This window comes from Cypionkella sp. (assembly GCF_030652235.1).
In the GTDB taxonomy this organism is placed as follows: domain Bacteria; phylum Pseudomonadota; class Alphaproteobacteria; order Rhodobacterales; family Rhodobacteraceae; genus Cypionkella.
On record NZ_JAUSBA010000044.1, the window covers coordinates 66,955 to 88,498 of the forward strand.

Consider the following 21,544-nt stretch of genomic DNA (forward strand, 5'->3'; position numbering starts at 1 on the left):
CGCGTTTGACGATAAGCCTATAGCGGCCTAAGTTAGCAAAGGAATGAACGGGGGATTTCATGGCAGATGATCTTGGCGCAGAACTGGGACCGGATCGCAGCTTGCTGCTGGTCGATGATGATGAGGTTTTCGTCAAGCGTCTCGCCAAAGCGATGGAAAAGCGCGGGTTTGTGCCAGAAACTGCGGGCAGCGTGGCGGCAGGGCGGGCGATTGCGCTGGCGCGGCCTCCGGCCTATGCGGTGATCGACCTGCGGCTTGAGGATGGCAACGGGCTGGATGTGGTGGAAACCCTGCGCGAGCGCCGCCCGGATTGCCGGATCGTGGTGTTGACCGGATATGGCGCGATTGCCACCGCAGTGGCTGCGGTTAAAATTGGTGCAACGGATTATCTCTCGAAACCCGCCGACGCCAACGACGTGATGCAGGCGCTGCTCGCCAAGGGCGCTGCAATGCCGGGGCCACCGGAAAATCCAATGTCGGCGGATCGGGTGCGCTGGGAACATATTCAGCGGGTCTATGAGATGTGCGACCGCAATGTCTCGGAAACCGCGCGCAGGCTTTCGATGCATCGGCGGACTTTGCAGCGAATTCTGGCCAAACGCAGCCCAAAATAAGCGAATGCTTGAAATAAAAATCCTTTCAGCCTAAAAGGCGGCGTCTATATCCTGAAAGGATGCTTACGTGATCATTGATATCAACGGCCTGTCGCTTAAAGAGTTGAAAGATTTGCAATCGCAAGTGGCTAAGTCTATTGCGTCGTTTGAAGACCGCAAAAAGAAAGAAGCTCTTGCAGAGATTGAAGAATTCGCACGTGCGAAGGGCTTTTCTCTGGCCGAACTGACCGGACTGACGGTTACCCGCAAACGCTCTCCGGCTGTTGCGAAATACGCCAATCCGGCCGATTCGTCTGACACTTGGTCTGGTCGTGGCCGCAAGCCACGGTGGTTTGCAGCGGCGTTGGCTGCGGGCAAACAGCCGGACGAAATGTCGATTTGATCATTTTTAGGTTAAAACTGAAGGTCGCCTAAATGGCGGCCTTCAGCCATTTCATGAAGGTTTTCAATTCCGCCCGTTTTGGACCCGGCCTTGTGACCAAATAATAAGCAAGGCTTTCGTCTTTAATCTTTCCCACCGCGATCAGATCACCGCTTGCCAGATCTTTCTCCATCAACGCCGCCGCCTCAACATGCAGGCCCAAGCCTTGCCGTGCGGCCGAAAGCGCCAATTCTTCGGTTGGAATATAGGTGATGTTCATCGCATCGGGTTGCAGCCCGAAACTGCGCAGCCAAATCAAAGCTTCGGGCCAATCCGGTTCAATCACCCAAGGCATTGCCGACATTTCTGCAGTGGTCAGATTTTCACGTCCCCGTAACAGCGACGGCGCTGCGACGATGATGTACTGCGCTGAAGTCAGAAACTCGGCCTCGACACCCGGCCATTTTCCATCACCAAAGCGGATCGCCAGATCAAGGCCGTCGCGGCGCAAATCTACCACACGCTGTTCAGGGTGTAGCGACAAACCGATTTCGGGATGCGCCTTCCAGAACGCCCCTAGACGCGGTATCAGCCATTGCGCGGCGAAAGCCGGGGTCAGCGTCACCCGCAGCGGCGCGTTGGGATCGGCGCCGCGCAAATCATTCACCGCCACCTCGATACCGTGAAAGCCATCGGTCAAGGCCTGCGCCAGCTTTGCGCCCTCGGCGGTCAGCGCCAGCCCCCGGCCCTGACGATAGATCAGTTCTCGCCCCAGATCAGCCTCAAGCGCGCGCACCTGCTGGGCGATGGCGGCATGGGTGACGTTCAAATCGCGGGCAGCGCGTGAGAAGTTTTGCAGCCGCGCCGCAGCCTCAAACGCCCGCAAAGCGGTGAGGGAGGGGAAGCTTTTCCAGTCAACGGACATGATAGCCAATCTAACAATTTGGAAAAATCGCTGACTCGGTGAGGACACCTAAGCGCGTTATAAACAAGCTATGATGACAAGAAAATAGGAGCAAGTCATGTTAAACATTCTCGCAGATGCCCTGCTGATCGCCCTGCGCACCAGCCCAACGCCAACGCCGCGCGATCGCTTTCCCAGCCGTCTTGCGGAAACCCGTTGGATCAAGCAAACCAGCGATCAGGTCTAGATATTGAGGGCCGCCAGCAGATCCAAATGCCGCGCGACATAATCCGCCCGCACCTGTGCGGGCGGACGCAGTTTTATCTCTAGCCCACGCAACAAAGCCGTATCAGGCCGACCAAACAGCTTGTCCGCCTCCGGTTCCGAAAACCCCGCGATCTGCACCGCCTCTAGCCAGGCCGAGATTTTATCCGCCGCCTTGATCGCCTTTTTCACCACCACCGGCAGCACCGCTGGCAAGCCAAAGCGCAGATGTACCGCTGCTGTCAGCCGCAAATCCAACTCGGTATAGCTTGGCCCTACCGCAGATTTCACCGGGCTGATCATATCGCCAATCACATATTCCGGCGCATCATGCAGCAACGCAGCCAACTGCCAGCGTGGATTGGCCGGGTTCTGCCGCGCATAAATTTGCTCAACCAGCAGCGAATGTTCCGCCACCGAATAGGCGAAATCCCCCCGCGTCTGACCGTTCCACCGCGCCACAAACGCCAGCCCATGTGCGATATCGGCGATTTCGATATCCACAGGTGTTGGGTCCAGCAGGTCAAGCCTGCGGCCAGACAGCATCCGTTGCCATGCGCGTGGTTGTTTCATGCTGCCCCCTTGTCGGCTTTTTCCTGCCATTCACGGTGCGAGTTGTCGAGAGGCCCTGTAAATGCTATCTGCCCGACAACCACAGGATCAAGGAGTGCGCCAGATGGCGAAAGATTACATCGTTAAGGATATTGGCCTCGCAGCGTTTGGCCGCAAAGAATTGGTCATTGCCGAAACCGAAATGCCGGGCCTGATGGCTTGCCGTGAAGAATTCGGCACCACCAAGCCGCTGAAAGGCGCGCGGATTGTGGGCTCGTTGCACATGACGATCCAGACCGCTGCCTTGATCGAAACGCTGACCGTCCTTGGCGCTGATGTGCGCTGGGCCTCGTGCAACATCTTCTCGACCCAAGATCACGCGGCTGCCGCCATCGCCGAGGCCGGTGTCCCGGTTTTTGCGATCAAAGGCCAGAGCCTGACCGAGCATTGGGATTACCTTGACCGCTCGTTCATGTTCCCCGAAGGCGCGAACATGATCCTCGACGATGGCGGCGATGCGACGCTGTATGTGCTGTTCGGCGCACGGATGGAGGCAGGCGAAGACGTGCTGTCCGTGCCGCAGTCCGAAGAAGAAGAAGTCATCAAGCTACAAATCCAGAAGCGGATGAAGCAAAGCCCGGGTTGGTTCGCCAAAACCAAAGCCGCGATCAAAGGCGTTTCCGAAGAAACCACCACCGGCGTGCATCGCCTGTATGATCTGCACAAAAAGGGTCAGCTGCCCTTCCCGGCAATCAACGTCAACGACTCGGTCACCAAGTCGAAATTCGACAACAAATACGGCTGCAAGGAATCGCTGGTAGACGGCATCCGTCGTGCGACCGACACCATGATGGCCGGTAAGGTGGCCGTTGTGTGTGGTTACGGCGATGTGGGTAAAGGCTCGGCGGCGTCCCTGCGTGGTGCGGGCGCCCGCGTCAAAGTCACCGAAGTCGATCCGATTTGCGCGCTGCAAGCTGCGATGGATGGCTATGAAGTGACCCTGTTGGAAGATGAAGTCGCCAACGCGGATATCTTCATCACCACCACTGGCAATAAAGACGTGATCCGCATCGAGCATATCCGCGAGATGAAGGACATGGCGATTGTTGGCAACATCGGCCATTTCGACAACGAAATTCAGGTCGCTGCGCTGAAAAACCACAAGTGGACCAACATCAAAGAGCAGGTCGATATGATCGAAATGCCCTCGGGCAATCGCATCATCCTGCTGTCCGAAGGCCGTCTGTTGAACCTTGGCAATGCCACGGGACATCCGTCTTTCGTGATGTCGGCTTCGTTCACCAACCAGGTTCTGGCGCAAATTGAACTCTGGACCAAGGGCGCTGACTATGCGCCGGGCGTCTACATTCTGCCGAAAGAGCTGGATGAGAAAGTCGCGCGCCTGCACCTGAAGAAAATTGGCGTCAAGCTGACCGAACTTCGCAAGGATCAGGCGGATTACATTGGCGTCAAAGTGGAAGGCCCGTTCAAGGCCGAGCATTACCGCTACTAATCAGCACTTAACCACAACATGTTGTGGAAATTTGCGAAGAAACGCGTCTAAGGCACAAGGCACTCCCAGCTGGGAAGAAAATGTTGCGTACAGCGGACACGTTTCAGGCAATCATAAACGGCTTCAAATCAGACAGACCCAAGGCAAACCTTGGGTCTGTCTGATTGCTGCACGGCCTCAGATGATGCCCGCCAAAAGGGGGGAACCTGCGGCTATATTTCCCTTTGTGCGAATTCCTCCATCGTTTAGTGTGAGTCCACCCTGCCCCAAACGGCAGCTTTATCGGTTTGACAAACGAGGGATAAAAGAATGAGCAAGCGTGACGATCTGATCGCCAAATATGCCGAAGATCTGAAAACCAAGTGCAAGATCAACCCGGATATGGATCTGCTGACCAAAGTGACCATCGGTTGCGGTCCGGCAATCTACAATGCTGACAGCGAGACCGTTGCGGGTTCGGACAAGTCCGAGCTTGAGACGGTGAAAAACAATTTCCTCGTCAAAAAGCTGGGTCTGGCCGACAGCCCCGCCCTGATGGAAGCGATCAACGCGGCGATCGACACCTATGGCCGCGCCGAGCGCAACAAGTATCGCGCCGTGGTCTATTACATGCTGACCAAGCATTTCGGCAAAGAAAGCGTCTACGCAAAATAATCTGTGGGCCGCGATAGGCCTGCGCCAGACATTGCCATTTCCAGAACGCCGCGCGATGGTGCGGGGCTTTCTGCGAAAGGTTTCCAATGTCGACCGCACCACATGCTTCGCAAACGGCTGATGCAACGGTCGTGCCGATCATTCTGGCCGTCGCCTTGGGGCATCTTCTCAACGATCTGATGCAATCTTTGATTCCGGCAGCCTATCCACTGCTGAAGGAGAATCTGGCGCTGTCGTTTGCGCAGATCGGTTTGATCACCTTGGTGTTTCAGGGCACCGCTTCGATCCTGCAACCGCTGATAGGGCTTTACACCGACAAACGGCCCTTGCCCTATGCCTTGGCGGCCGGCATGGCCTCGACCGGGATAGGTCTTGTGCTGCTGGCCAATGCGCAGACTTTTGCGGCGGTGCTGGGATCGGTGGCGATGATTGGTCTGGGCTCGTCGATCTTCCACCCCGAGGCATCGCGGATTGCCAGGTTGGCGGCGGGGATGCGTCCCGGATTCGCACAATCTCTGTTTCAGGTCGGCGGTAACGCAGGCTCTGCTTTGGGTCCGCTGGCGGCGGCCTTTGTGGTGATGCAGCGTGGTCAGGTCTCGATTGAATGGTTCGCCGGGGTTGCGATTTTGGGCATGGTGCTGCTGTGTTTGGTAGGGCGCTGGTATACGGAAGTGGGCGCCGGACGTGCCTTGGCGCGGCGCAGCAGGGCGCGCGCGGCGGTGGCGGTGCCGAAAGCCACCGTGCGACTGGGGATGTTCATTCTGATCGTGCTGATGACCTCGAAATTCCTCTATTCGGTGTCGCTGTCGAACTACTACACCTTCTATCTGATCGAGCGGTTCGGCCTCAGCGTCGGGCAGTCGCAGATCTGCTTGTTTATCTTCCTTGCGGCGGTGGCGGCGGGCACGATCATTGGCGGCCCGGTGGGCGACAAGATTGGGCGGCGCAAAGTCATTCTGTGGTCGATCTTGGGAATTCTGCCGTTGACCTTGGCAATGCCGTGGTTGCCCTTGGTGCCAACCGTGCTGGTCGCGGCGCTGGCGGGGTTGATGCTGGCTTCGGCGTTCCCGGCGATGGTGGTCTATGCGCAAGATCTGATGCCGCAAAGCACTGGCATGGTGGCGGGCTTGCTGTTCGGTCTTGCGTTCGGAATCGCAGCGTTTGGTGCGGCGGGGCTTGGCGTGTTGGCTGATGCGTGGGGGATTGTAGCCGTTTACAAGATTTGCGCCTATTTGCCGCTGCTTGGACTGGCCGCGTTCTTCTTGCCAGAGCCGAAGGCCTGATTATTCCGATTTGAGATAATTCCCAAGCACTTGCCAATTGCGCGACTTGGCTGTTTTGCATAGCTTTGATGAACAGGCAGTAGCCTAGGACCTTTACAGAACACGTGTGGTGCTGAGGGAGCACGTGGGGTGGATGGGGGGTCCTTTAGGGGTAATGGACCCCCCGTTTCCAATCAGCTTCAGCCCAAACCGCCCAGATCACAGATGATCTGCCATTCTTGCGCCGTGACCGGCTGCACCGATAGGCGCGAGTTGTGGATCAACACCATCTGCTCCAGCCCCAGCTGCACCTTGCAGACTTCCAGCGTGACAGGCCGCAGCAAGGGCCGCACCGCCCGCAAACACACACAATCCCAGCGCAAGTCATCGGTGGTACTGTCGGGCTGTGATTCCCGGCTGACTTCAACGATCCCAACAATCTCTTTGCCGATGTTGGAATGGTAGAAAAAGCCCTGATCGCCGAGCTTCATCGCCCGCATGTTGTTCCGCGCCTGATAATTGCGCACGCCATGCCATTCCTCGCCAGCGGCACCCCGCGCGACCTGATCCGGCCAGCCCCAGGTGTCGGGTTCAGATTTGAACAGCCAGTAGCCCATCAGCCGATGACCTTCTTCCATTCGCTGATCATCACGCTCTCAAACAACCCGGCAATCGCATAGGGGTCAGCCGCAGCCCACGCCTGCGCTTCGGCCAAGGTTTCGACATTCAGCACCACAAGGCTGCCCGTCATCGCGCCTTCGTTCAGAAACGGCCCGGCCATTTCCACCACGCCCGAGGCTCCGATATGCGCCAGATGCGCAGTGCGATTATCAAGACGGGTTTGCAGATGGCCGGGTTTGTCTGTGCAGATAAGGGCGACGCGCATGGGCTACTCCTGTTTCAAAGGGCGGGACAGCAGGGCAGAGATGGCCTGCGGCAAGGTGATCTGTTGGTCGATCAGGGCGGCGATCATATGGGTGATCGGCATATCAATTTGCATGGTTTTGGACATGGTAGCCACAGCTTTTGCCGTCGCAGCGCCTTCGACGGTGATGCCCACATCGAACGCCTGCCCCGCCCCCAAAGCCTGACCGAAGCGGAAGTTTCGCGATTGCGCCGAGGTGCAGGTCAGCACCAGATCACCAAAGCCTGACAACCCTGCCAGGGTTTCCGCCCGACCGCCCAAGGCCAGCGCAAGTCGGGTCATCTCGGCATAGCCGCGCGTCATCAAGGCCGCGCGGGCGGAATCGCCAAGCCCTGCGCCCATCACGATTCCGGCAGCAATGGCGATGACGTTTTTCAAAGCACCACCAAGTTCCGCGCCGATCACATCCGTGGTGCGATAAATCCGCAAGCTTGGCGTAGACAGCAGATGTTGCAGCGCCTCACCTTCAGCGCAGGCCAGCGTCAAAGCTGTCGGCAGACCGCGCGCGATATCGGCGGCGAAGCTGGGGCCGGTGAGAATGGCGAAAAGCGAGTCAGGGCAAGTCGCCTCGATCAGCGCTGTGGGGCCTTTGAGGGTGGTCAGGTCAATCCCCTTGCAGCAGGCCACCAAGGGCAGGCCGTTCAAGTTGGGGTTGGCCAGAAGAAACGCGCGCAGGACCTGCATCGGCAGCGAAAGAAGAATCACCTCAGCACCTGTCATATCCGCTATTTCAGCAGTTACAGAAACTGTTTTGGGCAGCTTAACCCCCGGCAGCCGTGCCTCATTGGCGCCAGAACGGGCGATTTCTGCAATATGCTTTGTGTCGCGCGCCCAGAGCCGCACGTCGCGACCCTCGCGGCCCAAGGCCACCGCCAAGGCGGTGCCAAACGCGCCCGCGCCGACAATGCCGATCATGCTTTGGCACCCTTCTTGCCCGAGCCAATCATTGGGGCCGCCGAAGCATCCAGTGGCCAGCGCGGGCGGGCGACCAGATCCATGCCGTCTACTGCCCCGGCACGAAACCGCTCTATCCCTGCCCAGGCAATCATCGCGGCATTGTCGGTGCAAAGCTGCAAGGGTGGGGCGAGAAAACGGGTATCGGCTTGCGCACAAACAATCTCTAACCGTGCCCGAATAGCTGTATTCGCCGCCACACCGCCGGCAACGGCGAGCGCAGGCTCAAGGGGAGAAAGCTCGGCGTAGATCGCCAACGCGCGGCGGGTTTTCTCGGCCAGAACCTCTGCCACGGCGACCTGAAACCCGGCGCAGAGATCACGGCGGTCTTGTACGGTCAGCCCGCCCTTTTCAGCAATCACCGCATCGCGGGCACGCAGTAAGGCGGTTTTCAGGCCTGAGAACGACATATCACAGCCGGGGCGATCCAGCAGCGGGCGCGGGAAGGTGAAGCGCTTTGGGTCCCCCAAAACTGCTTCGGCTTGCACGGCGGGGCCGCCCGGCTGCGGCAGGCCCAAAAGCTTGGCGGTTTTGTCAAAGGCCTCGCCGGGTGCGTCATCAATCGTACCGCCAAGCCGTTGAAAGCGTTCAGCAGAATGTACGATCAGGAACTGGCAATGCCCGCCCGACACCAGCAGCATCAGATAGGGAAACGCCAGTTGATCGGTCAGTCGCGGCGTCAAGGCATGACCTGCGAGGTGATTCACCCCCACCATCGGCAAGCCAGTTGCCAGCGAAAGCCCCTTCGCCAGCATCACCCCGGACAGCACGCCGCCGATCAACCCCGGCCCTGCTGTCACCGCAATGCCATCCAGCCCCGCCAAAGCGATGCCACTTTCGGCCAGGGCCTGTTCGACGCAATGATCCAACCGTTCGGCATGGGCGCGGGCAGCGATTTCGGGCACAACGCCGCCGAACGCCGCGTGCAGGGCGGTTTGGCCTTCGACGACAGAGGATAAAATCTGCGGCAGTTGCCCGGGCACATGACGGATCACGGCTGCGGCGGTGTCGTCGCAGCTGGACTCGATGCCCAGAAAGGTAAGAGGTCCTGTCATGGTCCGCCGTTGATTGCTTGCCCTATCGCAGGTAACACCAAGGGCATGACCAGACAATCCCACCCCACCATCCTGCTGACCCGGCCTTTGGCGCAGAGCCAAAGGTTTGCGGATCAGATCGGAGGTGCGCTGATTTCGCCTTTGATGCGACCCGAGTTTTTGTCACCTATGCTGCCATCGGGTGATTTTACCGCCATTGTGCTGACTTCTGAGACTGGGGTGGAAGCTGCCAGGCGGATTTCCGCTGCTGGGACCGCGCTGCCGAATCGGGCGTTCTGTGTGGGCAATCGCACGGCAGAGGCGGCGCGGGCCGCGGGGTTTGACGCAAGCTCGGCTGCAGGTGCTGTCAATAATCTGCTGGCGTATATTCTCGCTGCCGCTCCGGTTGGGCGTTTGCTGTTGCTGCGGGGGCAGGACAGCGTGGGAGATCTGGAGCAAAGGCTGATTTTGGCAGGAATAGAGACTGTTTCGCAGATCATCTACCGGCAGATTTCCCAAAGCCTAACTGATGGAGCCCGCGCTGTGCTGCAAGATCCGCGCCCAGTAATCCTGCCGATTTTCTCGCCGCGCTCTGCCCGACTGTTGGCTGCGGAACTGCGGCGTGTTGCGGCAAAAGCGCCGATCTGGCTGGCGGCGCTGAGCCCTGCGGTGGCGGAAGCCTTTGATTTTCCCACCGTTTATACCGAGATCGCCACCCGCCCAGACAGTCCGGCCATGCTGCAGGCGGTTCAAGCGTTGCGCGGGGCTTGGATGACTTCTTGAACCACTGCGGGCCTCGGCCTAACTTCACACCAACTGCGGCCGCAACGCGATGGCCCAAAGCGCAAAAGCGAGGTTTGCGATGCCTGACACAGAAATGAGCGAGCTTGAGGCCCCCCCAGTGATCGCGTCGGAGCCGATCCGGGAGGCGCCTGCGCCGGTCCGCAAAGCCGGCTGGTTCGCACCGATTTTGGGCGGGGTGATTGCTGCGGGTGCGGGGTTTGGCCTTGCGCAATATGTACCGGGTGGTTGGCCGGTGCAGGATACTTCGGCGTTGCAGGCGGCTTTGACGGCACAGCAGGTGGAAACCGAGACTTTGAAATCCCAGATTGCTGCACTTGAGGCGCGGCCCGTCGCTGGACCTGACGCTGATCTGGAGGCGCGGGTGGCGGCGCTGGCGGATCATGCCGCGCCGGATATTGCACCGCTTCAGCAGCAGATTGCGGCTTTGGAACAGCGGTTGACCGGTATTGAAGCCATGCCGGTCAGTGCCGCCGCACCTTCGGCAGCAGCCCTTGCAGCGCAGAAAGCGGCGGCGGATGCGGTGTTGAAGCAGGCCGAAGACACCGCCGCACAGATCAAAGCTGATGCAGAGGCCATGGCGAAAGCGTCTGAGGCCCGCGCGGCTTTGGGTCGGGTGCAGGCGGCGTTGGACAGCGGCTCGGCCTATGCTTCGGCTTTGCCCGCCTTGGGCGATGTGCCTGCGGTATTGGTGGAAAATGCGCAAACAGGGGTTCCGACCTTGGCGGCGCTGCAAGATGCCTTCCCTGCTGCCTCGCGGGCGGCATTAGAGGCTGCCTTGCGGGCGAATATGGGCGAAAGCTGGTCGGACCGGGTGGCGAATTTCCTGCGCACCCAGACGGGCGCGCGGTCTTTGATGCCGCATGAGGGCAACGATCCCGATGCGATCTTGTCGCGAGCCGAGGCGGCGCTGGCTGCGGGCGATGTCGCTGCTGCGCTGACGGAAATTGCAGCGCTGCCGCCAGAAGCGCAGGCGGCTTTGACCGATTGGCAGGCGAAGGCGCAGAAGCGGCAGGCGGCGGTCGCGGCGGTTGCGGGCCTTGCCGCAGCGATGCAATAGGAGCGCGCGATGATCTGGTCATTGATCAAGGTTCTGCTGTTCATCGCCGCGATTGCGGGCCTGACCTACGGCGCGGATATGCTGCTGCACAGCGAAGAAGGCGTGCGGATTTCCATGGGCGGCTGGGAGTTTACCCTAGGCCCGCTGCAAACCGCGATCTTGTTGCTTCTGTTGGTGGTGGCGCTTTGGGGGCTGATGAAGCTGGTGGGTTTCGTCGTGGCGACCCTGCGGTTTCTGAATGGCGATGAAACTGCCATCTCGCGCTATTTCGACCGCAACCGCGAACGCAAAGGCTATCAGGCTCTGAACGATGGCTTGATGGCGCTGGCGGCGGGCGAGGGGCGCTTGGCTTTGATGCGGGCGCAAAGGGCAGCGAAGTTTTTGGAACGACCAGAGTTGACCACGCTGCTGGTGGCACAGGCTGCGGAAGCTGCGGGCGATACCAAGCGCGCGACAGAGGCCTACAAGACGCTGCTGGCCAGTGATTCCTCGCGCTTTGTCGGAATTCGCGGGCTGATGAAGCAAAAGCTGGCGGAAGGCGATACCGATACCGCGCTGGCTTTGGCCGAGAAGGCGTTCGCGCTGAAGCCCAAACACGCCGAGACGCAGGATATTTTGCTGAAATTGCAATCCGAGAAAGCAGATTGGAAGGGCGCGCGGGTGACTTTGGGGGCCAAGCTGAAAGGCGGAGTTTTGCCGAAGGATGTTTATCGCCGTCGCGATGCCGTGCTGGCCCTGCAAGAGGCGCGCGGGGTGATGGACGAAACCGCGACGGTCGAGGCGCGCGAAGCAGCGATTGAGGCCAACCGCAAGTCGCCTGATCTGATCCCGGCGGCGGTGATGGCGGGGCGGGGCTTGACCGACAAGGGTGACAAGAAATCCGCGACTCGCGTGCTGAAAAAAGCATGGGAAATGCTGCCGCATCCCGAAATCGCCGCCGCCTTTGCCGAAATTGAACCGGATGAGGTGCCGCAGCAACGCTTGAAACGCTTCCGCGCCCTGACGGCGATCCATCCTGAAAGCGATGAAACCCGGCTGCTGTTGGCAGAGTTGAATATCACTGCCGAAGAATTTCCTGAAGCGCGCCGCGCGCTGGGCGATCTGATCACCCGGCACCCGACGCAGCGCGCCTTGGCGATCATGGCCGCGATTGAGCGTGGCGAGGGCAGCGATGATGCGGTGGTGCGGGGCTGGCTGTCTAAGGCGCTGACCGCGCCGCGCGGCCCGCAATGGTGCTGCGATAAATGCCAAGCGATCCACAGCCTGTGGCAGCCGATCTGTGAGAATTGCGGCGGCTTTGACACGCTCAGCTGGCGCGAGCCGGTCGAGGTGAACGGGCCGAGCGTCACCGGGGCCGAGCTGTTGCCGCTGCTGGTGGCTGCCCCCCTGGTGGTGCCTGCGGAGCCAGATGTGGTGGCTGAGCCCGAGATCATCGACCTTGCCGCCGTGGCGCGGAGTGCAAATTGAACGGCGTGGTGGGGGTTGACTTCGTTTTGGCCGCGCCATACGAGAGGCCATTGGAAAGTGCCGCTGTAGCTCAGCTGGTAGAGCACGTCATTCGTAATGATGGGGTCGGGAGTTCGAGTCTCTTCAGCGGCACCACTTTCTGAATTATCGCATAGCTTTAAGTTGAAGAATGGAAGATCCCAGCGCGGGGCCTTCCTTAATTCAGCATGTTGTGGCGTCGTATGGGTGCACGGTTTTGAGGCCGCAATGCTGGATTGCGGCCCGCTTATGTTTTCGAACACTCAAATCACTCGGAGGATTTTGCCCAGAGGTTGATGGACTTCTCCTCCGAAATCGCGTCGATGGCCGCGAGCTCGGCGGAGGTGAAATCAAGGTTGTTGATCGCCCCGACGCAATCGACGATCTGCGAGGGTTTGGAGGCACCGATCAACGCCGAGGTGATACCGTCACCGCGCAGAACCCAAGCAATCGCCATCTGCGCAAGGGTCTGGCCTCGCGCTTGCGCCATTCCGTTCAGCTTTTTCACCGATTCAATCGCCTTTTCCACCACGGAGGGGTGCAAAGACTTGTCCTGCGCGGCGCGGCTGCCTTCGGGGATGCCGTTGAGGTATTTGTTGGTCAGCAAGCCTTGCGCCAGCGGCACGAAGGCGATCGATCCCATGCCAAGTTCGTGCAGCGCGTCTTTCAGCCCATCGGTTTCGACCCAGCGGTTCAGCATATTATAGCTGGGCTGATGGATCAGGCAGGGGGTGCCCAATTCTTTCAAAATGGCGTGAGCCTCACGCGTGCGCTGAGTGTTGTAGCTGGAAATCCCGACATACAGCGCGCGACCGGAACGCACGATATGATCCAGCGCCATCATGGTTTCTTCCAGCGGCGTGTCTGGATCAAAGCGGTGCGAATAAAAGATATCGACGTAATCCAGCCCCATCCGCTTCAGGCTTTGGTCGCAAGACGCGATCAGATATTTGCGCGAGCCCCATTCACCGTAAGGACCGCCCCACATGTCATAGCCCGCTTTCGACGAGATGATCATCTCATCGCGGTAGGGTTTGAAATCGGTTTTCAGGATGTCGCCGAAGGCTTCCTCAGCCGAGCCGGCTGGTGGGCCGTAGTTGTTGGCCAGATCGAAATGCGTGATCCCCAGATCAAACGCGGTGTGGCACATCGCCCGTTTGGTGGCGTGCGGGGTGTCATGGCCGAAGTTGTGCCAAAGCCCAAATGAGATCGCGGGCAGCTTCAGGCCAGACTTGCCACAACGGCGGTATGGCATGGAATCATAGCGGTTTTCAGCGGCGGTATACATGGCGAGCCCTCTGTTTGGTTTGCGCTAACAGTTCGGGCGAAACGGCTCTGGCGTCAAGGGCGCGACGCGGCGACTTTGCGTAGAAAACGTGATCGGGGGCAGCGTTGCCCTTTGGTGTTGATCACGGCATAGTGTGGATGCGTTTGGTTGGAGTAGCCATGTATAGCGTTCAGTTCAAGAAAACGCCGCGCATCGTCGCGGGGGCTTTGGCGCTGAGCTTGATGGCAGGGTCGGCCGGGCAAGCGCTTGATCGGCTTGAGTTTACAGTGCCGGGCGCGCCGAAAGCCTTGGAAAAAGAACTGCGTGCGGCGTCGATTCTGCTCGCCTCGGAAAAGGCTGGTGACACGCTGGCGCAGGATATTTTCACCGATGCACGGGCGGAATATGCCGGCCTGCTGAACGCACTTTACGCGCGGGGGTATTATTCGGCGGTGATTCACGTTTACGTCGATGGGGCCGAGGCCGCGAATATCGCGCCCTTGGACGCACCGGGGTCGATCTCGGCCATCAAGGTTGTGGTCGAGCCGGGACCGGAATTTGCTTTCAGCCAAGCGCGGATCGCTCCCTTGGCCAAACGCACCGAACTGCCCCAGGGCTTTGCCGTGGGAAAGACCGCCGAAAGTGGGGTGATCCTTGAGGCGGTGACGGCAGGGGTGAATGGCTGGCGCGACCGCGCTTATGCCAAGGCCGAGGTTTCCAGCCAAAAGCTGACGGCGGATCATGCCAAGGCCACGCTTGCGGCGGATGTGGTCCTTGATCCAGGCCCTGCCCTGCGCTTTGGGCGACTGACGATCAAAGGTGCAGACCGGATGCGGCTGGCACGCGTGCGGGCGATTGCGGGTCTGCCAGAAGGCCGTGCCTATTCGCCGGCTGAGTTAGAGCGTGTTGCGTCGCGACTGCGCCGCACTGGCGTGTTCAAATCGGTAACTCTGGTCGAGGATGATGCGATCACCTCGCCAGATTTGCTCGGGATCACCGCAACCTTGGTCGAAGATAAGAAGCGCCGCTACACATTTGGCGCCGAGTTAAGCAGCAATGAGGGTGCGACGTTGAACGCGGCTTGGCTGCATCGCAACCTGTTTGGCGGCGGTGAGCGGCTGAAGATCAGCGGCGATGTCACCAATATCGGATCAGCAGTGGGCGGGGCAGATTACAGGCTCGGCGTCTCGTTGGAGCGTCCGGCTACGTTTAGCCCTGATACCACGGCGGGTGTTGCTTTTAGCTATGGCCGGATGAACGAGGCCGATTACGACGCGGATTTGTTTAGCGCGACCGTGACGCTGAGCCAGGTGGTGACAGAACAGCTGTCGGGAAAAGCGGGGGTGTCGTATGACTACGCCCGTATCACCGATCCAATGGGGCAATCCACCTATCGCGCGGTGTCGTTGCCCATAAGTGTGATTTGGGATCGGCGTGACAGCAAAACCGATGCAACGCGGAACTTTTATGTCACGGGCGAGGTGAAGCCATTCTTAGGCTTTGGCAATACCGACAGCGGCGTGCGGGCGACGTTTGATCTGCGTGGCTATCGGGCGTTGGGCGAGGCAAAGCGGCTGGTGCTGGCAGGGCGGGTGCAGGCGGGGGCGGTATTCGGCTCAAGTCTGTTGGGCACGCCGCGAGATTATTTGTTCTACTCGGGTGGCGGTGGCACGGTGCGCGGCCAGCCCTATCAGTCGCTGGGTGTCAATCTACTGCGCGACGGGTTGGGGGCGACGTTTCAGACCGGTGGCAAGACCTTTATCGGCGGCTCGTTTGAGGCGCGGATGAAGGTGACGGATTCCATCGGTGTGGTGGGCTTTGTCGATATGGGCCGGATCGACGCAAATGAGTTTTTCAGCGATTTCGGCAATTGGCACGCGGGCGCGGGCATCGGGGTGCGCTATGCGACTCCGGTCGGGCCAATCCGGCTGGATATTGCTGGGCCAGTTGGGGGCGATACGGGCGGCGGGGTACAAATTTACGTTGGTTTGGGGCAGGCGTTCTGATGCGTAAATTATTCCTTGCCAGTTGCTTGGCTGTGCTGCCGATTATGGGTCACGCGCAGACCGATGACCGTGATTATCTGACCGCGTTTCTGGAAGAGAGCCTATCCGGTGCGGGCCGCAAAGTGGTGGTGACGGGCTTTGCCGGGGCGTTGTCATCACAAGCCAGCCTGACCGAATTGACCATTGCCGACGACAATGGCGTCTGGCTGACCTTGCGCGATGTGACGTTGGACTGGAGCCGATCTTCGCTGTTGTCGGGCGAAGTGGTGGTGAATGAGTTGACCGCAGGAGAGATCGTGCTGGAACGGCTGCCTGTCGTCGGGTCTGGCGCGCCATCGCCCGAAGCGGGGACATTCGCGCTGCCCGAGCTTCCAGTGTCGATTGAGATTGGCCAGATCGCCGCCAAGCATATCGTGCTGGGGCCGAGTGTGCTGGGCACCGGGCTGGAGGCTACGCTGGACGCCTCGATGTCTTTGTCAGGCGGCGAGGGTAAGGGCAGTCTGGTGTTGGAACGCACCGATGCGGGGCCAGCGGGTAAGGTGTCGCTGACCGCATCTTACACCAATGCGACGCAACAGTTGTCGATTGATCTGGCGGCGCAAGAAGCGGCGGGTGGCATTGCTTCGGTCAAGTTGCGGCTGCCCGGCGCGCCTTCGGTGGCGTTGAATGTAAAGGGTGCTGGCCCGGTTTCCGATTTCGCCGCCGATGTCGCGCTAACCACCGATGGCGTCGATCGGTTGGCGGGCAAGATCACCCTGACGGGTCAAAAAGATGGTGCGACAGCATTTTCGACCAGTCTTGCGGGCGACCTGGCCCCGTTGTTCCTGCCGTCTTACGCCGAGTTCTTTGGAAATTCGGTCCGCCTGACCACGGCTGGCAAACGTTGGCCGGATGGTCGCTTGGCGCTGGATAGCCTGACGGTGAAGGCCAAAGCGCTGGCGCTGCAAGGCTCGCTGTCGTTGGCCTCAGACGGTTTGCCGCAGAAGTTTGATCTGACCGGAAAGATCGCCGCCCCGGATGGCAGCCCGGTGCTGTTGCCGCTAACGACGGATCTTCCAGTAAAGGTCACTTCCGCCGATATCGTCATGGGCTACGACGCCACACAAGACGAAGGTTGGAACGCCACTATCGCGATTTTGGGCTTTGACAGAGCCGATTTTCGCACCAGCAGCTTGTCGCTTTCCGGCTCGGGCCGTATTGCAAGGCTGGCGGGCGCGCGGCAGGTCGGCGGCAATTTCAAGTACACCGCCGAAGGCCTAGAGCCGACCGATCTGAACCTTGGCCGCGCGCTGGGTTCGGTGGTCTGGGGCGATGCCTCGGCCTATTGGCGCGAAGGCGATGGCAGCGTAACCGTGCAACGGATGAGCCTGACCGGAGAAGATTACTCCGCGCTGTTGAATGGCAAGATCGAGGGGCTGGGGGATGCTTTCGCGAGCACCGGCAAGGCGAGCGCCAAGATGGAAGACCTTTCACGGCTGTCGGGCTTGGCGGGGCGCAATCTGGCGGGCGCGGCAGAAGTGTCGGTCAGCGGCAATGGCAGCCCGATCACCGGCGCTTTCGATCTGACGGGCAGTGCCACGGGTACAGATATGCAGGCGGGTGTGACCGAGTTGGACAATCTGCTGCGCGGGCAGGCGACAGTGACGGCCTCTGTCCTGCGGACCCCCGAGGGCACCACGTTGCGCGATCTGTCGGTGCAGGCATCGTCGTTGAAGATGAAAGCTTCGGGCAGTTTGGCAAGCGCGGGTAGCGACATCACCGCCAACCTGTTGTTCCGCGACTTGGGCAGTTTGGGCGGGCAATATCGCGGCGCGCTGGGCGGTGAGGCGCGTCTGACTGGCACTTTGGAAGCTGGGAAGCTGACGTTTGATGCCAATGGCCGCGGCTTGGCGATTGGCAATCCGCAGGCGGATAAACTGCTCGCGGGCAACTCTGTTGTGGGGTTGGTGTTGTCGCTGAAAGGCGGCACCCTTCAGGTGGACAGCGCCACGCTGTCCAATCCGCAACTGGAGGCGCAAGCCTCGGGCAGTGTGGCAGGCGACAAGCAGACGGTTGATCTGACGGCGCGGTTGAAGAACCTTGCGCTGATCGTGCCCGAGTTTCCGGGTGCATTGTCAGTGACAGGCACCGCAGTGCAGGATGCCTCAGGCGTGACGCTGAACTTGCAAGGCATGGGACCGGGGCAGATTGATGCAACGGTCACGGGTAAAATCGCGCCGGGGTTCGGCTCGGCTGATCTTGCGATCAAGGGCACGGCGCAGGCAGCGCTGGTCAATGCCTTCATCCAGCCGAGGGCGATTTCGGGGCAGATGGGGTTTGATCTGCGGCTGAATGGCCCGTTGGGGTTACAGTCTTTGTCTGGCCCGGTGACGCTGTCGGGCGGGCGTCTGGCTGACCCCAGCTTGGGCTTTGCCCTGCAAGACATCACCGCGCGGGCCAATTTGGTGCGCGGGCAGGCTGCGATTGATGTGACCACGGCTGTCTCGTCTGGTGGCAGCTTGACGGTGAACGGCACTGCGGGCCTCAGCGCGCCGTACACAGGCGATCTGGCGGTGGAGTTGCGTCAGGTGACATTGCGTGACCCGGACCTCTATGAGACCACGCTGAACGGTGGTGTCACGCTGAAAGGCCCACTGATGGGCGGTGCGATGATCGCGGGTCGTATTGCGCTGTCTGAAACCGAGTTGCGCGTGCCCTCGACAGGGTTCGGTGGCGCGGGCGGTTTGCCAGGGTTGGAGCATAAGAACGAGCCGAGACCCGTGCGGGCCACGCGCGCACGGGCGGGGCTGATCGCGACGGGCAAAGACGGCGGCGCAGGCGGCAGTGGCCCGGGTTATGGCTTGGACATCACGGTGTCGGCCCCCAGCCTGTTCATCCGGGGCCGGGGTTTGGATGTTGAGATGGGCGGCGAATTGCGCCTGCTTGGCAGCACCAATGCCGTGGTGCCCTCGGGCGCGTTCGAGCTGATCCGGGGGCGGTTGGAGCTTTTGGGCAAGCGTCTTGATCTGTCCGAGGCGGTGTTGCAGATGCAGGGCGATCTGGTGCCCTATATCTATATCACCGCCGATACCCAAAATGACGGCATCATCAGCGGGGTGACGATTGAGGGTCCGGCGACCGATCCGGTGGTGACCTTCACCTCAACCCCGGAACTGCCGCAAGAAGAAGTTTTGGCACAACTGCTGTTCGGGCAGGGGCTGGAGAACCTCTCGGCATTTCAGGCGCTGCAACTGGCGAATGCGGTGGCGACTTTGGCAGGGCGCGGCGGGCAGGGAATTGTCTCTAAACTGCGTGAGGGTTTTGGGTTGGACAATCTGGATGTGAAGACCGATGCGGCGGGTGGGGCCTCGGTAACTGCCGGTAAGTATCTGACCAAGAACATCTATTCCGAAGTCACCGTAGATCAGAATGGTCAGTCTGAGATCAACCTGAACTTGGATGTGAGCAAATCGGTCACGCTGCGGGCCAAGTCAGGATCGGACGGTGATACCGGTTTGGGCATCGTACTGGAGAAAGACTACTGATACGGGCGGCGGTTGCGATTGCGTTCGGCATCCACCGCCGCCCCCAGCAGCACCGCATAGGCGCTGACGTACAGCCACATCAGCAGCACCACCACAGCACCGATGGAGCCGTAAACCCGGTTGTAAGACGCGAAATTCGCCAGATACAGGGTGAAGCCGCGCGTCGCGATCACCCACAGGATCACCGCCACCAGCAGGCCCCACGACAGCAGCGGCGGCTTGGTGCTGGTGTAGTTTGGCCCCAAACGGTAAGCCAGCCCCACGGCCAGCACGGCGGCCACAATGCCCAGCAGCAGGTTGGAATCCGCCAGCATCGAGCTGGGAATGGCACTGGGCAGATAGGTCACCACCACCGGCAGGATCACCGCCATCACCAAGGCAGACAGTACCAGCCCGACCAGCACAAAGGTCAGCACAATCGCGCGCAACTGGTGCCAATGGCCCGAGCGGTTTGGCAGATGATGGATCGCGTTCAGGCCGCGGATCAGCGCCGCCACCCCCGCCCGCGCCGACCACAGCGCAAGTGCTGTGGATATCAGTGTGGTCAGGCCCAGATTGCCAGCAGGCACCGCCAGCAAAGCCTCAACCTGACCGAAGATCAGCGAATAGGCATCCTGCGGAAGAAAGCCGCGCAGCAGTTCGATCTCGTCGCGGATCACCGAAGGATTGGAAATAAACCCCCAAATCGCGATGATCGCTGCCGCCGCCGGAAAGATCGCCAGAAAGGCGTAAAAGGCCACGCCTGCCGCGATCAGGTCCAGTTCGGCCTGTTCGGTGCGGCGATAATACCGCAGAATCGCTGCGTTGACATTGGGGGGCAGCAGTCGCAACCGCATCAGTCTTCGCCTTCTAGCCGCACGCGCAATTCGCGCAATACGGGTAACACCGCACGGACCTTATCGGCTCCCAAGGCGGTGACAACTTCTGCAATTAGCGGTGAAACCGAGGCGACAGCGGCATCGCGGGCTGACCGACCCGAAGGGCTGATGGCGACAAACTTCTGCCGCGCATCATCCCAATCAGGGCGAATATGGACATGCCCCGCCCATTCCAGCTTGGCGAGGGTGTTGGTCATCGCCCCGCGCGTAACGTGAAAGGCACGCGCCAGTTGCGCCGGGGTACGCTCCTCATTCAGCCGGGCGAGATGGTTCAGCACCGAGAAATGCGACAGCTGCATGCCTTTCGGCAGCGCCTTCGAGATGCGGTTGCGCGCCAGTTGATCGGCCATGAACAGCTCGCCAAACAGCGCCACGGCGATCTCGTCGGTGCGCGAGTCGGTCATGGCCCGGTAAACTCCCGGTCATGGAAGAGGGAGGGGACGCGGGCACGGGCTTTTGTCACTGCGTCTAAATCGAGGTCAACAAAAGTGACGCCGGGCTCGGTGCCCGCATCGGTAAGGATTTCGCCCCAAGGCGCAACCGCCAGTGAATGACCGTAGGTGTTGCGGCCTTTACCGTTGGTTTCAGGATGGAAACCTGTTTGCGCTGGGGCAAGGATGAAGCATCCCGTCTCAATAGCGCGGGCTCTTAGTATAGTGTGCCAATGTGCAGCCCCGGTGATGTGGTTGAACGCGGCAGGCACCGTTATGATCTGCGCGCCCGCCTGCGCCAGACGCCGATACAGATGCGGGAACCGAACATCATAGCAGACGGTCATGCCAATTTTGGCGAAAGGTGTCTCGGCCACCACTGCCTTGGTGCCAGGGCGATAGCCCGCTGATTCGCGATAAACCTCAGTCTCCGACACGTTCACGTCGAACATGTGGATTTTGTCGTAGCGCGCGGCGATGTCACCTGTGGGCGCGATCAGAAACGACCGATTGGCAAAGCGCCCATCGGCATCTTGGGTGAGCACGCCCAAAGACCCGATCAGCAGCCAAATCCCCGCCTTGGCCGCCTGATCGCGCAGGGCGGCGAGGGTTTGATCCTGATCCTCATGCCGCATCAGGCTGCGCTGATGGGTGCGGTTGGACGACAACAGATTGGTACATTCCGGCGTCAGCACAAAGCCAGCGCCGCCTGCCACCGCCTCGGCAATCCGCACCTGCGTTACCGCCAAATTGGCAACCGGATCATCGCCGACTGTCAGTTGCACCAAGCCCGCGCGCATCAGGCCAACATCAGATCTAGTTTGCCGGCATGATCCAGCGCGTGCAGATCATCGCAGCCGCCAACATGGCTGCCGCCAATGAAAATCTGCGGCACAGACCGACGGCCCGCGCGTTCGGTCATCGCTTGGCGCAACGCAGGGTCAGCGCCCACGTCGATTTCTTTGTAAGCCACGCCCTTTTTCTTCAGCAAGCCTTTTGCGGCGATGCAATAGGGGCAGGTCTGGGTGGTATAAATCTCAACGGTTTTCATGAGC

Annotated in this window: 22 protein-coding genes and 1 tRNA gene; 12 read left to right on the forward strand and 11 right to left on the reverse strand. The window is 60.2% G+C overall.

The genetic code is table 11. From position 1 onward, the window contains the following. Positions 1-59 precede the first annotated feature (59 nt). Positions 60-614: an ActR/PrrA/RegA family redox response regulator transcription factor gene (locus Q7V03_RS15145; protein WP_304926433.1), complete on the forward strand. Its 555-nt coding sequence runs from the start codon at positions 60-62 to the stop codon at positions 612-614. A 67-nt stretch (positions 615-681) separates the two neighbouring features. After that, positions 682-996 (forward strand): H-NS histone family protein, encoded by a 315-nt coding sequence (locus tag Q7V03_RS15150; protein WP_304926434.1) that lies wholly within the window; start codon positions 682-684, stop codon positions 994-996. A 28-nt stretch (positions 997-1,024) separates the two neighbouring features. Here the strand turns inward: Q7V03_RS15150 and Q7V03_RS15155 are convergent, their stop codons facing one another. Next, positions 1,025-1,900, reverse strand: a complete 876-nt coding sequence (locus Q7V03_RS15155; RefSeq protein ID WP_304926435.1) for a LysR family transcriptional regulator — start codon at positions 1,898-1,900, stop codon at positions 1,025-1,027. Between the two features lie 97 nt (positions 1,901-1,997). Between Q7V03_RS15155 and Q7V03_RS15160 the strand changes: the two genes are divergently transcribed. Next, a complete protein-coding gene (locus tag Q7V03_RS15160) occupies positions 1,998-2,126 on the forward strand; it encodes a hypothetical protein (protein ID WP_304926436.1) in 129 nt (42 codons plus the stop codon). Here the strand turns inward: Q7V03_RS15160 and Q7V03_RS15165 are convergent. Continuing rightward, positions 2,123-2,716, reverse strand: a complete 594-nt coding sequence (locus Q7V03_RS15165) for an HD family hydrolase (RefSeq protein ID WP_304926437.1) — start codon at positions 2,714-2,716, stop codon at positions 2,123-2,125. The two genes, Q7V03_RS15160 and Q7V03_RS15165, sit on opposite strands and share 4 nt — an antisense overlap. Before the next feature lie 103 nt (positions 2,717-2,819). On the opposite strand from Q7V03_RS15165, the gene ahcY reads away from it, so the two are divergent. From ahcY to Q7V03_RS15180, 3 genes are all read left to right on the forward strand, one after another. Beyond that, positions 2,820-4,208 carry an adenosylhomocysteinase gene (gene ahcY, locus Q7V03_RS15170; protein WP_304926438.1) on the forward strand — a complete coding sequence of 463 codons (1,389 nt, stop codon included), beginning with the start codon at positions 2,820-2,822 and terminating at the stop codon, positions 4,206-4,208. A 309-nt stretch (positions 4,209-4,517) separates the two neighbouring features. Continuing rightward, the gene (locus Q7V03_RS15175; protein WP_304926439.1) at positions 4,518-4,862 is read left to right on the forward strand and encodes a DUF2853 family protein; all 345 of its coding nucleotides are present in this window, start codon (positions 4,518-4,520) and stop codon (positions 4,860-4,862) included. Positions 4,863-4,948: 86 nt separating this feature from the next. Beyond that, positions 4,949-6,145, forward strand: coding sequence for an MFS transporter (locus tag Q7V03_RS15180; protein WP_304926440.1), 1,197 nt, complete (start codon positions 4,949-4,951; stop codon positions 6,143-6,145). A 179-nt stretch (positions 6,146-6,324) separates the two neighbouring features. On the opposite strand, the gene Q7V03_RS15185 is transcribed toward Q7V03_RS15180, so the two are convergent. Genes Q7V03_RS15185 through tsaD form a run of 4 tightly spaced genes read right to left on the reverse strand, consistent with a single transcriptional unit; the run spans position 6,325 to position 9,058 of the window. Beyond that, positions 6,325-6,741, reverse strand: coding sequence for an EVE domain-containing protein (locus Q7V03_RS15185; protein WP_304926487.1), 417 nt, complete (start codon positions 6,739-6,741; stop codon positions 6,325-6,327). Further along, on the reverse strand, positions 6,741-7,010 hold the full coding sequence (locus tag Q7V03_RS15190) for a YciI family protein (RefSeq protein ID WP_304926441.1): 270 nt from the start codon (positions 7,008-7,010) through the stop codon (positions 6,741-6,743). Before Q7V03_RS15190 ends, Q7V03_RS15185 begins: the two co-directional genes overlap by 1 nt. Positions 7,011-7,013: 3 nt before the next feature. Next, positions 7,014-7,964, reverse strand: a complete 951-nt coding sequence (locus Q7V03_RS15195) for an NAD(P)H-dependent glycerol-3-phosphate dehydrogenase (RefSeq protein ID WP_304926442.1) — start codon at positions 7,962-7,964, stop codon at positions 7,014-7,016. Next, on the reverse strand, positions 7,961-9,058 hold the full coding sequence (tsaD, locus tag Q7V03_RS15200; RefSeq protein ID WP_304926443.1) for a tRNA (adenosine(37)-N6)-threonylcarbamoyltransferase complex transferase subunit TsaD: 1,098 nt from the start codon (positions 9,056-9,058) through the stop codon (positions 7,961-7,963). Before tsaD ends, Q7V03_RS15195 begins: the two co-directional genes overlap by 4 nt. Positions 9,059-9,103: 45 nt before the next feature. Between tsaD and Q7V03_RS15205 the strand changes: the two genes are divergently transcribed. From Q7V03_RS15205 to Q7V03_RS15220, 4 genes are all read left to right on the forward strand, one after another. Continuing rightward, positions 9,104-9,820 carry a uroporphyrinogen-III synthase gene (locus tag Q7V03_RS15205; protein ID WP_304926444.1) on the forward strand — a complete coding sequence of 239 codons (717 nt, stop codon included), beginning with the start codon at positions 9,104-9,106 and terminating at the stop codon, positions 9,818-9,820. Positions 9,821-9,899: 79 nt separating this feature from the next. Continuing rightward, complete coding sequence (locus Q7V03_RS15210) at positions 9,900-10,898, forward strand: COG4223 family protein (protein ID WP_304926445.1); 999 nt, start codon at positions 9,900-9,902, stop codon at positions 10,896-10,898. 9 nt (positions 10,899-10,907) lie between these two features. Next, positions 10,908-12,365: a heme biosynthesis protein HemY gene (locus Q7V03_RS15215; RefSeq protein WP_304926446.1), complete on the forward strand. Its 1,458-nt coding sequence runs from the start codon at positions 10,908-10,910 to the stop codon at positions 12,363-12,365. A gap of 59 nt (positions 12,366-12,424) precedes the next feature. Next, positions 12,425-12,500 (forward strand) — tRNA-Thr (locus Q7V03_RS15220). 151 nt (positions 12,501-12,651) lie between these two features. Here the strand turns inward: Q7V03_RS15220 and mgrA are convergent. Next, on the reverse strand, positions 12,652-13,671 hold the full coding sequence (gene mgrA / locus Q7V03_RS15225) for an L-glyceraldehyde 3-phosphate reductase (RefSeq protein WP_304926447.1): 1,020 nt from the start codon (positions 13,669-13,671) through the stop codon (positions 12,652-12,654). Between the two features lie 158 nt (positions 13,672-13,829). On the opposite strand from mgrA, the gene Q7V03_RS15230 reads away from it, so the two are divergent. Together Q7V03_RS15230 and Q7V03_RS15235 are read left to right on the forward strand one after the other, a co-directional pair. Then, entirely contained in the window at positions 13,830-15,656 is a 1,827-nt protein-coding gene (locus Q7V03_RS15230; protein WP_304926448.1) for an autotransporter assembly complex family protein, read from the forward strand. After that, entirely contained in the window at positions 15,656-19,180 is a 3,525-nt protein-coding gene (locus tag Q7V03_RS15235; RefSeq protein WP_304926449.1) for a translocation/assembly module TamB domain-containing protein, read from the forward strand. The genes Q7V03_RS15230 and Q7V03_RS15235 overlap by 1 nt, the downstream gene beginning before the upstream one ends. Here the strand turns inward: Q7V03_RS15235 and Q7V03_RS15240 are convergent. The 4 genes from Q7V03_RS15240 to grxC are packed head-to-tail and all read right to left on the reverse strand — an operon-like array spanning position 19,174 to position 21,540. Then, positions 19,174-20,016, reverse strand: coding sequence for a YihY/virulence factor BrkB family protein (locus tag Q7V03_RS15240; protein ID WP_304926450.1), 843 nt, complete (start codon positions 20,014-20,016; stop codon positions 19,174-19,176). The genes Q7V03_RS15235 and Q7V03_RS15240 overlap by 7 nt on opposite strands. After that, entirely contained in the window at positions 20,016-20,462 is a 447-nt protein-coding gene (locus Q7V03_RS15245; RefSeq protein WP_304926451.1) for a MarR family winged helix-turn-helix transcriptional regulator, read from the reverse strand. Before Q7V03_RS15245 ends, Q7V03_RS15240 begins: the two co-directional genes overlap by 1 nt. Continuing rightward, positions 20,459-21,289, reverse strand: a complete 831-nt coding sequence (locus Q7V03_RS15250) for a carbon-nitrogen hydrolase family protein (RefSeq protein WP_304926452.1) — start codon at positions 21,287-21,289, stop codon at positions 20,459-20,461. The genes Q7V03_RS15245 and Q7V03_RS15250 overlap by 4 nt, the downstream gene beginning before the upstream one ends. Then, on the reverse strand, positions 21,289-21,540 hold the full coding sequence (gene grxC / locus Q7V03_RS15255) for a glutaredoxin 3 (protein WP_304926453.1): 252 nt from the start codon (positions 21,538-21,540) through the stop codon (positions 21,289-21,291). Before grxC ends, Q7V03_RS15250 begins: the two co-directional genes overlap by 1 nt. Positions 21,541-21,544: the final 4 nt, after the last annotated feature.

What these genes read in the sequence shown, in the direction of transcription:
- Q7V03_RS15145 (WP_304926433.1), top strand. Translation starts at nt 60, where the DNA reads ATGGCAGATGATCTTGGCGCAGAACTGGGACCGGATCGCAGCTTGCTG.
- Q7V03_RS15155 (WP_304926435.1), bottom strand. Translation starts at nt 1,900, where the DNA reads ATGTCCGTTGACTGGAAAAGCTTCCCCTCCCTCACCGCTTTGCGGGCG.
- Q7V03_RS15160 (WP_304926436.1), top strand. Translation starts at nt 1,998, where the DNA reads ATGTTAAACATTCTCGCAGATGCCCTGCTGATCGCCCTGCGCACCAGC.
- Q7V03_RS15165 (WP_304926437.1), bottom strand. Translation starts at nt 2,716, where the DNA reads ATGAAACAACCACGCGCATGGCAACGGATGCTGTCTGGCCGCAGGCTT.
- ahcY (WP_304926438.1), top strand. Translation starts at nt 2,820, where the DNA reads ATGGCGAAAGATTACATCGTTAAGGATATTGGCCTCGCAGCGTTTGGC.
- Q7V03_RS15175 (WP_304926439.1), top strand. Translation starts at nt 4,518, where the DNA reads ATGAGCAAGCGTGACGATCTGATCGCCAAATATGCCGAAGATCTGAAA.
- Q7V03_RS15180 (WP_304926440.1), top strand. Translation starts at nt 4,949, where the DNA reads ATGTCGACCGCACCACATGCTTCGCAAACGGCTGATGCAACGGTCGTG.
- Q7V03_RS15185 (WP_304926487.1), bottom strand. Translation starts at nt 6,741, where the DNA reads ATGGGCTACTGGCTGTTCAAATCTGAACCCGACACCTGGGGCTGGCCG.
- Q7V03_RS15190 (WP_304926441.1), bottom strand. Translation starts at nt 7,010, where the DNA reads ATGCGCGTCGCCCTTATCTGCACAGACAAACCCGGCCATCTGCAAACC.
- Q7V03_RS15195 (WP_304926442.1), bottom strand. Translation starts at nt 7,964, where the DNA reads ATGATCGGCATTGTCGGCGCGGGCGCGTTTGGCACCGCCTTGGCGGTG.
- tsaD (WP_304926443.1), bottom strand. Translation starts at nt 9,058, where the DNA reads ATGACAGGACCTCTTACCTTTCTGGGCATCGAGTCCAGCTGCGACGAC.
- Q7V03_RS15205 (WP_304926444.1), top strand. Translation starts at nt 9,104, where the DNA reads ATGACCAGACAATCCCACCCCACCATCCTGCTGACCCGGCCTTTGGCG.
- Q7V03_RS15210 (WP_304926445.1), top strand. Translation starts at nt 9,900, where the DNA reads ATGCCTGACACAGAAATGAGCGAGCTTGAGGCCCCCCCAGTGATCGCG.
- Q7V03_RS15215 (WP_304926446.1), top strand. Translation starts at nt 10,908, where the DNA reads ATGATCTGGTCATTGATCAAGGTTCTGCTGTTCATCGCCGCGATTGCG.
- mgrA (WP_304926447.1), bottom strand. Translation starts at nt 13,671, where the DNA reads ATGTATACCGCCGCTGAAAACCGCTATGATTCCATGCCATACCGCCGT.
- Q7V03_RS15230 (WP_304926448.1), top strand. Translation starts at nt 13,830, where the DNA reads ATGTATAGCGTTCAGTTCAAGAAAACGCCGCGCATCGTCGCGGGGGCT.
- Q7V03_RS15235 (WP_304926449.1), top strand. Translation starts at nt 15,656, where the DNA reads ATGCGTAAATTATTCCTTGCCAGTTGCTTGGCTGTGCTGCCGATTATG.
- Q7V03_RS15240 (WP_304926450.1), bottom strand. Translation starts at nt 20,016, where the DNA reads ATGCGGTTGCGACTGCTGCCCCCCAATGTCAACGCAGCGATTCTGCGG.
- Q7V03_RS15245 (WP_304926451.1), bottom strand. Translation starts at nt 20,462, where the DNA reads ATGACCGACTCGCGCACCGACGAGATCGCCGTGGCGCTGTTTGGCGAG.
- Q7V03_RS15250 (WP_304926452.1), bottom strand. Translation starts at nt 21,289, where the DNA reads ATGCGCGCGGGCTTGGTGCAACTGACAGTCGGCGATGATCCGGTTGCC.
- grxC (WP_304926453.1), bottom strand. Translation starts at nt 21,540, where the DNA reads ATGAAAACCGTTGAGATTTATACCACCCAGACCTGCCCCTATTGCATC.